The sequence below is a fragment of the Pseudomonas sp. Z1-14 genome (assembly GCF_051132005.1).
Lineage (GTDB): Bacteria > Pseudomonadota > Gammaproteobacteria > Pseudomonadales > Pseudomonadaceae > Aquipseudomonas.
This window is the reverse complement of record NZ_CP071646.1, coordinates 3,150,490-3,162,901: the sequence shown is the minus strand read 5'-3', so window position 1 is coordinate 3,162,901 and position 12,412 is coordinate 3,150,490. Positions and strand designations below refer to the sequence as shown.

The 12,412-nt window shown below is 63.2% G+C and carries 12 protein-coding genes; 11 read left to right on the top strand and 1 reads right to left on the bottom strand.

From position 1 onward, the window contains the following. Nucleotides 1-45: 45 nt before the first annotated feature. Nucleotides 46-798 (bottom strand): IclR family transcriptional regulator, encoded by a 753-nt coding sequence (locus J3P89_RS14175; RefSeq protein ID WP_434694547.1) that lies wholly within the window; start codon nt 796-798, stop codon nt 46-48. Between the two features lie 274 nt (nt 799-1,072). On the opposite strand from J3P89_RS14175, the gene J3P89_RS14170 reads away from it, so the two are divergent. The 11 genes from J3P89_RS14170 (at nt 1,073) to J3P89_RS14120 (ending at nt 12,376) form a co-directional block, all read left to right on the top strand. Next, a complete protein-coding gene (locus tag J3P89_RS14170; RefSeq protein WP_434694546.1) occupies nt 1,073-2,614 on the top strand; it encodes an acetolactate synthase large subunit in 1,542 nt (513 codons plus the stop codon). 10 nt (nt 2,615-2,624) lie between these two features. Then, nucleotides 2,625-4,115: an aldehyde dehydrogenase family protein gene (locus J3P89_RS14165; protein WP_434694545.1), complete on the top strand. Its 1,491-nt coding sequence runs from the start codon at nt 2,625-2,627 to the stop codon at nt 4,113-4,115. A 25-nt stretch (nt 4,116-4,140) separates the two neighbouring features. Further along, a complete protein-coding gene (locus tag J3P89_RS14160; protein WP_434624138.1) occupies nt 4,141-4,935 on the top strand; it encodes an SDR family NAD(P)-dependent oxidoreductase in 795 nt (264 codons plus the stop codon). Between the two features lie 12 nt (nt 4,936-4,947). Further along, a complete protein-coding gene (locus J3P89_RS14155) occupies nt 4,948-5,988 on the top strand; it encodes a VPS10 domain-containing protein (RefSeq protein WP_434694544.1) in 1,041 nt (346 codons plus the stop codon). A gap of 11 nt (nt 5,989-5,999) precedes the next feature. Next, nucleotides 6,000-6,449 carry a VOC family protein gene (locus J3P89_RS14150; protein ID WP_305495050.1) on the top strand — a complete coding sequence of 150 codons (450 nt, stop codon included), beginning with the start codon at nt 6,000-6,002 and terminating at the stop codon, nt 6,447-6,449. Nucleotides 6,450-6,463: 14 nt separating this feature from the next. After that, on the top strand, nt 6,464-7,066 hold the full coding sequence (locus J3P89_RS14145; RefSeq protein ID WP_434694542.1) for an amino acid synthesis family protein: 603 nt from the start codon (nt 6,464-6,466) through the stop codon (nt 7,064-7,066). A 26-nt stretch (nt 7,067-7,092) separates the two neighbouring features. Continuing rightward, nucleotides 7,093-7,968, top strand: a complete 876-nt coding sequence (locus J3P89_RS14140; RefSeq protein ID WP_434694541.1) for an alpha/beta fold hydrolase — start codon at nt 7,093-7,095, stop codon at nt 7,966-7,968. Nucleotides 7,969-7,970: 2 nt separating this feature from the next. Further along, a complete protein-coding gene (locus J3P89_RS14135) occupies nt 7,971-9,578 on the top strand; it encodes a bifunctional 3-(3-hydroxy-phenyl)propionate/3-hydroxycinnamic acid hydroxylase (RefSeq protein WP_434694540.1) in 1,608 nt (535 codons plus the stop codon). Next, on the top strand, nt 9,575-10,339 hold the full coding sequence (locus J3P89_RS14130; RefSeq protein ID WP_434694539.1) for a 2-keto-4-pentenoate hydratase: 765 nt from the start codon (nt 9,575-9,577) through the stop codon (nt 10,337-10,339). The genes J3P89_RS14135 and J3P89_RS14130 overlap by 4 nt, the downstream gene beginning before the upstream one ends. A gap of 189 nt (nt 10,340-10,528) precedes the next feature. Then, on the top strand, nt 10,529-11,470 hold the full coding sequence (locus tag J3P89_RS14125) for a helix-turn-helix domain-containing protein (protein ID WP_434694538.1): 942 nt from the start codon (nt 10,529-10,531) through the stop codon (nt 11,468-11,470). Nucleotides 11,471-11,707: 237 nt separating this feature from the next. Further along, nucleotides 11,708-12,376 (top strand): GntR family transcriptional regulator, encoded by a 669-nt coding sequence (locus J3P89_RS14120; RefSeq protein ID WP_434652026.1) that lies wholly within the window; start codon nt 11,708-11,710, stop codon nt 12,374-12,376. Nucleotides 12,377-12,412 lie beyond the last annotated feature (36 nt).

Below are 12,412 nucleotides of genomic sequence, written 5' to 3'. Positions count from 1 at the left end.
GGTTGGGTGTTTTTTTAAGTGGTCGGTATGGCGCAAGATCCCTTTCTAGCCCACAGCGGGCGGATGTTGCATCCGTTCGGCAATCCGCCGGGTGGTGTCCATGACCATTTCAATCACGGTTTCCTGGCGCAGCAGCTTGAAGCTGTGGGTGCTGCCGACGGCCGAAAGGCTGCCCACCACTTCATCGAGCCCGGGATTGATGATCGGCGCCGCGATACCGGTCAGCCCTTGATTGAGCTCATCGTGCGTCAGGCAATAGCCGTCCTTGCGGATTTTTTTTGTCGCCTTGGAAAAACCCGCCCAGTCGTAGGTGTTCGCAGGGTCGTTGGCCAGGTGCTCGTCGAACAGGCGTTGCAGCCGCCGACCTTTCTGGAAGGCAATCAATACCTTGGATTGGGCACCGCGAAAAAACGGCAGCGGGTGGCCGCGGCCGAATGAGAACTGGTAGGTGTCATTCGGGTCGGCGATGTAGGTATTGATGATGTGACCGTCATAAAAAACGCTGGCGAACACGGCGAGGCCGGTCTGTTCGGACAGCTCATGCATCAGCTCGCGCCCGGCGACGAGGATCGGGTCGTACTGACGCATCATCCAGTCAAGCTCGATGATGCGCGGCCCCAGGCCGTAGCTGCCGGCATCCACCCGGGTCAACAGGCCCGCGTCGCACAAGTCCTTGACGTAACGGTACACGGTCGCCCGCGACAGGCCCATGCGTTCGGCAATGGTATCGGGGTCGATCTTCAGTCGATCCGGGCCGAAGAGGTCCAGGACGCTCAGCATTTTGCTCAGGCTGCTCATTTCGCTCCTAAAGGGGGAGTGGCGCGTAGGTGGCCGTTTGGGTGAGCACTATAGGTAGGCGCGTCGCTGATGAAAAGCCTGCGAGGTCGTCCATGCGTGCGCTGCCAAGGTAACCCAATACCTGAGAAATACAAGTCTCAAGACCGGCGTTTAAGCTCGATAAAATGACTTAAATCTCAAAATACGAGTTTTTCGTTAAAAAATAACTTGTTTTGTCGATTTTCATGTGTGATAAATCTCAGCCACTGCAAACGCTCGATGAAGAGGGCTGGAAATGAATGGTGCGCAACTGATAGTGAAGGCGGCGGTGGCAAGCGGTATCGAGTACTGCTTCGCCAACCCCGGGACGACCGAGATTCCCCTGGTAGCGGCCATGGCCAGCGCGCCAGCCCTCAAGCCGGTGTTGTCGTTGTTCGAAGGGGTATGCACCGGTGCCGCCGATGGTTACGGCCGGATTGCCGGCAAGCCGGCGATGACCCTGACCCACCTCGGGCCGGGTTTTGCCAATGGCATCGCCAACCTGCACAACGCCCGTCGCGCCAACACGCCGATCGTCAACGTCATCGGCGACCACGCCTCATGGCACGTCAATTACGATCCGCCGCTGGCGAGTGATATCCAGGCGCTGGCCGGGAGCGTATCCGGTTGGGTGCGCACCTCGCGCACGGCAGCAGGCATTGGCGAAGATTTCCAGGAAGCGGTGCGCGCCGCCTGGCAAGCCAAGGGCCAGATCGCCAGCCTGATCCTGCCGATGGATCTGCAAGCCAGCCCGGTGCAGCGGGAAAAAGCCTTCAGCTCTTTGCAGGCCCCGGTCCGGCGCTTTGCCGGTGATCGGGTCGAAGCAGTAGCGCGGGCGCTGCGTGACGGTCGGCGGCTGGTGTTCATCGTTGGCGACCAGGGCCTCTCGGTCGCCGGCCTGGAAGCGGCGGGGCGCCTGGCCCGGTTGCCCGGCGTGCGGATGTTCGCCGAAACCTTCCCGCGCTTGAGCTATCGCGGCGGTGGTCTGCCGGACCTGGATCGCCTGCCTTATTTTCCCGAAGTGGCCATCGAAATCCTCGACCAATACGACGCCGTGGTCTGCGCCGGCGTCCCCGAGCCCATCAGTTATTTCGGCTACGAAGGCATTGCGTCGCGGCTGGCGGAGCGTGAGCGGCTGTTGTGCCTGGCCGAGGTGGGCGACGACGTTGCCGGAGCGCTGACCGCACTGGCCGATGCGCTTGAGGCGCCGGCGCATATACCTACGCCGATCGGGATCGAGCTGCCCGCCGCCGAGGCTGAACTGACGCCTCAGTCGGTCGGGCAGGTGCTGGCCGCGTCGCTGCCGGACGACAGTATCGTTTCCGTCGAAGGCGGCACGTGCGGTTATCCGTTTTTCACCGCCTCGGCCCATGCCGCGCGGCACCGCGTGTTGACCAATACCGGTGGCGCCATCGGTCAGGGGATTCCGGTGGGATTCGGCGCCGCCATGGCCGAGCGGGGCAACAAGGTGTTCTGCCTGCAATCGGACGGCAGCGCCCAATACACCATCCAGACGTTATGGAGTATCGCCCGCGAACAATTGCCGGTGGTGATCCTGATCGCGGCCAACCATCGCTACGCGATCCTGCAGAACGAACTGCGCCGCTTCGGCATGACCGAGCTGGGCCCCGAGGCCTTGAGCCTGACGGTGCTGGACCGTCCACGCATCGACTGGAAAGCCCTGGCCAGAGGCTACGGCATGCCGGCCAGCACGGTGCATACCAATGGCGAGTTGCAGCGCGCCCTGGCAAACGCCAAGGCCGACGGCGGCCCGTGCCTGATCGAAATGGCGCTGTGAAGGAGCGGATATGAGCCAGATCCAATTGTTACCCGCCGTCGAGCATTTCCTGTCGCAGCCGGGGCGCCTGTTCATCGGCGGCACCTGGCAGGACGCCGCCAGCGGCCGCCAGTTCGCCGTGGAAAACCCGGCCACCGAACAGACCCTGGCCGAAGTGGCCGAAGGCGCTGAGCGTGACGTCGACGCCGCCGTCGCTGCCGCCCGCGCAGCCTTCACCGGCAGCTGGGCACAGCAGTCGCCGGCCCAGCGCGGCCTGTTGCTGTTTCGTCTGGCGGAGCTGCTTGATCAGCATCGCGAAGAGCTGGCGCAACTGATCACCCTGGAAAACGGCAAGCCGATTGCCACGGCCCGTGGAGAAGCGGCGAGCGCGGCCAACATCATTCGCTACTTCGCCGGCTGGCCGACCAAGATCGAAGGCAGCACGCTGCCGGTGTCGCCCGCCAGCGGCGCACCGATGCTCAACTACACCCTGCGCGAACCGGTGGGCGTCTGTGCGTTGATCGTGCCGTGGAATTTCCCCCTGACCATGTGCGTGTGGAAGCTCGGCCCGGTATTGGCGACCGGTTGTGTCGCGGTGCTCAAGCCTGCCGAGCAGACGCCCCTGGTTGCGATTCGCCTGGTGCAACTGATCGAGGCCGCCGGATTCCCGGCCGGCGTCGTCAACCTGCTCACCGGCCTCGGTGCCCAGACTGGCGCACCGCTGGCCGGGCATCCGGACGTCGACAAGATCGCCTTCACCGGCTCGACCCAGGTCGGCCGGCTGATCGCCCAGGCGGCCACCGGCAACATGAAAAAGGTCTCCCTGGAGCTGGGTGGCAAGTCGCCGAACATCATCTTGCCGGACGCCGATATCGTCCGCGCCGCCAAGGGTGCCGCCGACGGCATTTTCTACAACCAGGGCCAGGTCTGCACCGCCGGCTCGCGTCTCTACGTACACGCCAGCGTCCTCGACCAGGTGCTTGAAGAACTCCAGCGCCACGCGGCCGCGCATGTCCTCGGGCCGGGCCTGGATCCGGCCAGCAGCATGGGCCCGCTGGTCTCGGCCCGGCAATTGGGCACGGTCCGTGGCTACCTGCAACGGGGCCAGGAGGAGGGTGCCGAACTGATCTGCGGCGGCGACCGGCCGGACCACCTGGAGCAGGGCCACTTCATTCGCCCCAGCGTGTTTCTTGACCGTGCCGAGCGCGCCTGCGTCGCCCGGGAAGAAATCTTCGGCCCGGTGCTGACCGTCATGAGCTGGACCGAAATCGACGAGCTGGTGCTGCGCGCCAACGACTCGCCGTACGGGCTGGCGGCCGGTCTCTGGACCCGTGACCTGCGTTCCGCCCATCGCGTGGCCGCGCAGTTGAAGGCCGGGTCGGTGTGGATCAACTGCTGGAACGTCGTCGACCCGGCGTCGCCCTTCGGTGGCTACAAGCAATCCGGTTGGGGGCGGGAAATGAGCAAGAACGTGATCGATGCGTACACCGAAACCAAAAGTGTCTTTGTCGATCTGGCCTGAGCGAATAATCACAAGAGGAACTGTTATGGATCTGGAATTGCAAGGCCGCGTGGCAATCGTCACCGGCGGTGGGATGGGTATCGGCAAGGAAGTCGCGCGTTTTCTGTCCCAGGAGGGCTGCAAGGTGGTGATCTGCGCGCGGCGCATGGAGTATCTCCAGCAAGCCGCCGAGGAAATCAGCGCCGAAACCGGCAACGACGTGCTGCCGCTGTTCTGTGACACCAACCAGATGTCGGCCGTGTCCGACATGGTCCAGGCCGCGCACAAGCACTTCGGCCGGATCGACATCCTGGTCAACGGCGCCGCGGCCCCGTCCGGCGTGGTGCGCAACGACATCGAGCATGCCGGCGACGACGAATTGCTCTCGGACCTGAACACCAAGGTGATCGGCTATTTCCGGTGCGCCAAGGCCGTGACCCCGCACATGAAGGCCGGCGGCTTCGGTCGCATCATCAACATCGGTGGCCTGACCGGGCGCGGCAGCAAGGTGCTCTCGGGCATGCGCAACCTGGCCATCGCCCACATGACCAAGACCCTTTCCGATCAGTTGGGCCCATCCGGCATCACGGTCAACCTGATTCACCCTGGCGTGGTCGACACCCCGCACATCCAGGAGCTGTACGAGCGCGAAGGGGTCAAGCAGGGCAAGACGCCCGAGCAGGTGGAGCAGGGCTACATCGACGCGACGCCGATCCGGCGCACCCTGGCGCCGATCGAAATGGGCTGGCTGATCGGTTTCCTCGCGTCCCCCAAGGCCGGCGCGGTGACCGGCGAATCCATCGGCATCGATGGCGGCCTGACCCGTGGCATCTTCATTTGAGGAGCAGCTGTGATGAGTAACGGAACGCTTTTAGTCGCCACCGTAGGGCAGGCGGTCATCCGCAGCGCCGACGATGGCCGCACCTGGCATCGCCTGGGCCTGGGCCAGGATCTGGAATTCGATGCAATCACCCGGTCCCTGAGTTTCCACCCAGGCACTCCCCAAGTGATCTACGCCGGCACCGACGTCGGCCTGTGCATCAGCCGGGATGCCGGTGGTTATTGGCAGCGGGTGGATTCGCCGTTCAATGGCGAAACCGTCTGGAAGGTCGCCGTGGATCCGCAGGACGCACAACGCATTTTCGTCGGCACCGGCGCGCCTTCCCGGGCGGTGCTGTGGCGCACCCTCGACGGTGGCCAGAGCTGGGATCGTGCCCCGGTGGAGATTCCGGAGTTCTGCGACGGCGTCAGTCGTCCACGCTTGCTGGCCTTCGCCTACGACCCGACGGATCGCAACCAGCTCTGGTTCGGCCTGGAAGAGGGCGGGCTGTTCCACAGCCGCGATGGTGGTGACAGCTGGACCCGCGTCGATGACCGCTTGCTGTGGGACTACAACTCGGATGTGCACAACATCCTGGTCCTGCCCAACCATGGGCAAAAAGTCATCGTGGTGGTCTGTGTCAATGCCGTCTACCGCAGCCTCGACGAGGGGCAGACCTGGACCGGCATCGTCGCCCGGGAAACCTTCGGCCTGTACTACGTGCGCGCCATGAATGCACCGCTGGGCAGCGAGGACACCCTGTACCTGAGCATCTCCGACGGCACGCCAGGCACCACCAGCAAGGTGCTGGTTTCCCGGGACGCAGCCTTGAGCTGGGAAGTGTTGCCGCTGTCGCAACAACCCAACTCGTGTGTCTGGGCGATTGCCTTCAACCCGGCTGATCCTCGCCAGATCGTCGCCGGCACCAAGTACGGACACCTGTTCACCTCCGAGAACGGTGGTGACGGCTGGCAGAAGCAGTGGCGTGAATTCAGCGAAATCGCTGATGTGCTCTGGACGCCCGCCGTGGCGCAGATCAAGTCCGGGCATCAATCCATCGTCAAGAAAAACTGAGGTATCGCGCGATGAAAGTCGAGGTCGTTCGTACTCATCTGTCGCTGTTCGTGAGCGACCCTGAAGTGTCGGCGCGCTGGTACGCCGACGTGTTGGGCATGCATGAAAGTGCCCGCGGTGAAAGCTGGATCATGATGGCCTTCGGTGCCAAGCACCACGACATCGCCTTGATCCGCGCAGCACCGGGGGCCCATCAGGGCGGCCTGGGATTGCAGCACTACGGGCTGGAGATCGCGGGTGACATGACCACCCTGCGCCAGCTCTACGGCATGTTGCTGAACAAGGGCGTCGAGGTGGTGAAAATCACCGATCACGAGATCGGCAACGGCGTGTATTTCAACGACCCCGATGGCAATCGCATGGAGTTTTTCCTCGAGTCCGAACACGACGACGAGCGCGGCAAGGCCCGCTTCAAGGCCGCTGGCGCGCCCAGCCGGCACTTCGATCTCGACCCACTTTGAAAGAGGCTTCCGTTATGAAAACCGCGAATTTCGCCAGCTACCACATCCGCAAATGGTACAGCTTCGTCGAGGAAACCCTGGCCAACGAAACCGGCCAGCTCGCCGATGGCGAGCCGTTGTTCAAATACGCCATCGGCGCGGTGATCGCCAATCCTTACGCCGGACGCTTCAGCGAGAGCCTGGCCGAGCTGATCGAACCGTCGCCATTGTTGGGCGAGGAATTCGGCCGGCGTATCCAGGCACTGACGGGCGGGCGGCACATCATCAGCTACGGCAAGGCTTGCCTGGTGGGCAGCCAGGGTGAGTACGAACACGGCAATGCGCTACTGACCAACCCGGCGGCGGACCCGATTCGCCTGGCCTTGGGCGGCGGCAAATCCTGGGTGCCTTCCACCGGCAAGCGCGGTGGGCCGGGTACGACCATCGATGTACCGCTGGCCCACAAGGACGCGCTGTATGTGCGTTCGCACTACGACAGCATTTCGCTTTCGTTCGGTGACGGTCCTTCCGCGGACGAGTTGATCATCATCTGGGCCTTCGCCACGCGCGGACGTCTGCATGCGCGTCTGGGCGGCCTCCAGGCAGCGGACGTCAAGGGCAACGACGGCCTGTACTGAAGCGCGCTGATCGCGGGAGCAAACGTATGTCGGCAAACAGCCAGTTCTTCACCAATCGGACGGGGATGCGCCTGCGTTATGTGCGCTGGGGCAACCCGTCAGCAATTCCGCTGCTGCTGCTCCATGGGCTGCGCTCCTACGCCCAGACCTGGGCGCCGCTGGCCGCTGCGCTGGGCGAGCAGTACGCCTGCCATGCGCTGGATCAGCGCGGCCGTGGCGAGAGTGACTGGGCCGAGGCGTCCAGCTATCGCACCGAGAGTTATGTGAGCGACCTGGAAGATTGGGTGGCTCATCTGGGCCTGGAGCGTTTTGTCCTGGTGGGCCATTCCCTCGGCGGCACCAATGCGCTGGAGTACGCCCGGCTCAATCCGGGGCGACTGCACGCGCTGGTAATCGAGGACATCGGCCCCGGTTCGTCGATCCGTGGCGAGGGCGCCGAACGTATCCGCCGCGAGATGAGCCAGACGCCGCTGGTGTTTCCCGACTGGGACAGCGCCGCGCAGTTCTGGCGGCAGTCGCGACCGGGTCTGTCGGCCGATGCGCTGGCGTCCCGATTGCGCTTTTCCATGAAGCAGACGCCGACGGGCATCGAATGGCGTCATGACCAGAAGGGCATTGCCGAGGCGCGCCTGAGCATCACCCCGACTGATCTGTGGCCCGCAGTGCGGGCGCTGGACTGCCCGACGCTGTTCATCCGCGGCGCACGTTCGGATTTTCTGCCGCAGGCGACCCTGGAGGCGATGAAAGAGGCCAATGCGCATGTGCAGACAGCGGAAGTCGCCGATGCCAGCCATTATGTCCATGACGATCAGGGCGAAGTCTTCAACCGTATCGTCGTGGACTACCTGGATAGCCAATTTTCGCAACCAACTTTCGCAAAACAACAAAAAAGCGGTGAATAGCGATGAAGCAGGACAAAACCCAGGTGGTCATCGTTGGTGGCGGCCCGAACGGGATCACGGCGGCGCATTACATGGGGTTGTACGGGATCGACTGTATCGTCCTTGAACTGGCTGACGGCATCCTGCCGTATCCGCGCGCCGTGGGCATGGACGATGAGGCGCTGCGCGTGCTGCAAGGCATCGGCATTGCCGAACTGGCCGCGCGGGACATGATCTGCAACGTGCCGCTGCGTTACTACAACGCGCGGGGCGTGTGTTTTGCCGAGGTCAAGCCGAGCACGGCCCATTATGGTTGGCCGATGCGCAATATCTTCATGCAGCAGTTACTGGAAACGACCTTGCGCGCAGAGCTGGGTCGGCACGCGGGCGTCGAGCTGCGTCAAGGCCATGAAATGCTCGACCTGGAGCAGGATGAAGCAGGCGTGACCTTGCAGGTGCGCGATGCCCAGGGTGAGCTGTATCAGTTGAGCGCACAGTACGTGATCGGTGCCGACGGCGGCCGCTCCAGCGTGCGCAAGAAACTCGGTATCGAGCTGCTAGGGCTGACCCATCCGCGCAAATGGGTGGTGGTCGACACGGCCAACGACACCCTGGATGCGCCGTACACAGCCCTGCATGCCGATCCCCAGCGGCCCTTCGTGTGCATTTATTTGCCGTACCAGCAACGACGTTGGGAGTTCATGCTGCTGGAAGGCGAGGACGAGGCCCGCATGTGCGAAGAAACAACGATCCGGCAGCTGATCCGTGGCCATATCGGCGATGCGGTCGATCAGCTGGAGATCATCCGGATCCGCGCCTACACCCACAACTCGCGAGTGGCAGCGCGGTTTGTCGCCGGCCGCGTGGCGCTGGTGGGCGATGCGGCGCACATTTCTCCGCCCTGGGCCGGGCAGGGACTCAACTCAGGCCTGCGTGACGTGGTCAACGTGGCGTGGAAACTAGCGGCGATCCTCCATGGCCGGGCATCACCGGCGATTCTCGCCAGTTACGACCAGGAGCGCCGCGGCCATGCGACAGACCTCATCGCGCTGGCCGACAACATGGGCGCGGTCCTCGGCCTGACCAACCCACTGATGGCTGGGGTGCGGGACTGGTTGTTCCAGGCAGTGAACAGCGTCGACAACCTGCGCTCGCACTTGCTGGAGTTCAAGTTCAAACCCAAGGCGACCATCACCAAAGGCCTGGTCTACCACGAGCGCGCCGAGCTGCACGAAGATGACCTGGTCGGGCAATTGTTCATCCAGCCTTCAATCGAAGATGCCCAAGGGCAGCGTCGACAGCTGGATGAGGTGCTGGGGCATTCCTACGCGGTGCTCGGTTATCGGGTCAATCCGGCCGCGCACCTGGGCGAAGAAACCGCGGCCTGGTGGGCGCGCTGGGAGACGCGCTTCATCCAGATCAATCGTTCGCGCAGTGGCGTGGGGCGCAACCAGCCCTTGGCGGCCAACGGCGCCATATGCATTGAAGACGTTGATAACCGTCTGGGCGAGTGGTTTGCCAGGGTGCGCGATTGCATCGTGGTGGTGCGGCCGGATCGGTTTGTCGCGGCGATCACCACGCCCGAGCGGCTCGAAGGCGTGTTGCGCAAACTGGCGGAGCAACTGTCATGAGGCGTGAAGATGATCTGTTGGTCCGGCTTCACGACGCCGCGCAGGCGGTACATGCCTTGCCTTCATTGGAATCACAGGCTTTCGATTTACCGAAGGGCTACGCCTTGCAGCGCGAGGCGTTGCGCCGACGCCAGGCCGGTGGTGAGCAGTTGAGCGGCTGGAAAGTCGCTTTCGCTGGCCGCGCGGCGCAGGAACGCTTCGGGCTCGATGAGCCGGTATTGGGCGGCTTGACCGATGCCATGGCCGTGGAGTCCGGCAGTGCGGTGGCGCTTGCACGGCTGATCCAGCCGAAGCTGGAAATCGAATTGGCGTTTGTCCTCGGGCGCGCGCTGGAGCCTGGTTTTCACAGCGACGAGGACATCCTCGCCGCCGTGTCGGAGGTCGCGCCAGCGTTCGAGATCGCCGATTGCCGCTGGCAGGGCTGGCGTTTCGGCGTCGGCGCGTTCCTGGCCGACAATGCCGCCGCGGGGCTTTACTGCCTGGGGCCACGGGTAGGTTTTGATCCCGACCGACTGTCCGAGGTGAACTATCGCCTGGTGTGTGACGGGGTGCCCTGCGGCGAGGGTAACGTCCTGGTGCGTGAAGACACTCCGGTGGCGAATCTGTGCTGGCTGGTGCGGCGCTTGCTGGCCGACGGGCAGCGCGTCGAAGCGGGGCAGGTGGTGCTTTCCGGGTCTTTATTGGCGCCCCTGGATATCAAGGCCGCTGAATACCGCTTGCACATGCTTGGCATGGAACTGGCTTTGGTTTTCCACCGATAAGAACAATTCTCTCAAGGACGCGATAAACCCCGTGGCGAGGGAGCTTGCTCCCGCTGGGCTGCGAAGCAGACCCCTTTTTGTGAGCGCTTCGCACTCAAGCGGGAGCAAGCTCCCTCTCCATCGGGTTTATCGATTTCCTTGGATATCAGCATCGGGCAATGAGCGCAGGGCCACCGAGGAACAACGATCATGTTCGCCGAAGTTCGTACCTTCAATGATCCTCAACAACACGCCGGTTCGATCCTCGGCTGGCATCAGGTCTATGACCAACTCGGCCGTGGCTGCCTTTCCAGCGAACTGCGGCAGGTGTGCGCCGAGCGCTTCCAGATCTTCCAGGAGGTGCTGGACAAACGCGTGGTGCAGCGCGGTAGCGCGCCGAAAGGGCGCTTGTGCATTGCCCTGTCGCTGGGCAATGCGCCGGTGGTCCAAGGGCACCAGGTCGGCGCCCACAGCGTCGTGCTGTTGCGCGACGGCGAAGACTTCATCTTGCACGCCCCGGAAGGCATGCATTTCTTCGCGGCCAATGTCGACACGGTGCGTTTTGCCAAGCTGGCGGCTTATGAGCTGGCGGACGAACAGCTCAAACGCCTGAAAAGCGTTTCGCAAATCAGCGTGGATGAAGCGGTGTTGTCGAGGGTCCAGCAGCAGATCCAACCGCTGTTTCGTCACCTTTTGGAACAGGCGGGCGCCGCCAATCCCGCCGTGGAAAAAATCCTCGAAGACGTCCTGCTCAATGCTTTCCTCGATCTGTTCAGCCATGCCTCGGACGAGGTGCGTGGGCGTCGCGGCAACGTTGCCGTCAATGCCTACCTGGTCAAGCGGTGCCAGGAATTGGTCATGACCAGCGCCGAAGTGCCGTTGAGCATCCTGGACCTGTGCGAACAATTGCGCGTGAGCCGCAGGACCCTGCAGAACAGCTTCCAGGCGGTCACCGGGATGCGTCCGGTGGAGTACTTGCGCAACCTGCGACTCAATGCGGTGCGTCGTCGTTTGATCAGCACCCGCGCGACCGCGCTGAATGTCAGCGAGATCGCCGTGGCGATGGGTTTTTTCCACCTGAGCCACTTTGCCGCTCATTACCGGGCGCTGTTTGGTGAGTCGCCTTCCGATACACCCCGGGCACCCGCATGAACATGCCTTAAGTGAACGGCATCGCGGTGTTACCGAAGCGCTGTCCTGCACTCATAAAAGGCAGCCGCTGAGCTGTTTGGTAGCACACCGGGTGCGACCCAGCCTGTAGCGCGCCCGCCGTTTTCCTCAACAACTTCCTCAAAATCAATCCCTTGCACAACCAGCGGCGCGGTTGGCACGCATTCTGCTTTTGTGAATCCATGGATAATTGGATACAGAAATGCAGAAGGTGCTGCCATGCAGTTTGCCCCGACCTACGCTGAACGTCCGCCCATCACTGCCGAGGAAGAAGCCTACAACTTTCTGCTCGAAGCCATTTGCGGCGGTCGCCTGCGCAAAGGCGACCGGCTGATCGCCGAGGACATCGCCAACGAGATCGGCATGAGCCGCATGCCCGTGCGCGAGGCTTTCCGGCGTCTGGATGCCCAGGGCCTGGTGACCCTGCGGCCCAATCGCGGCGCGGTGGTCAGTGGCCTGGACATTGACGAATTGCACGAAGTCTTTGAAATGCGCAGCGCCCTCGAAGGCCTGGCGGTCCGCGTTGCCACGGCGAAAATCGGCGATCGTCAGCTGGCCGCCCTGGAACGCCTGCTGGACGAGATGGACGACTATCGCGAGGAAAGCGCCGAGTGGGTCAGCCGCCATCGCGCGTTCCATGAATATCTATGCAGCCTCAGCGGTCGGCCGCGCTTGCTGAAGCAGATCAGCGCGCTTTATTCGCTGATCGAAGCGCCGATGCGCCTGTGGCTACAGCACGTGGAAAAGCCCCTGAGTGCGCGCCAGGAGCACACGCTGATCCTCGATGCCCTGCGTGCAGGCGATGCGGGGAAGGCCGAGGCGGTGGTGCGTGCGCACATCGAGGGTACCGTTCCTGAGTTGATCGAGTTTCTGCAATCGAAAAAATAACGAGAGCAGGCTTTAAGCCTGCCCCGTGTTTTGACT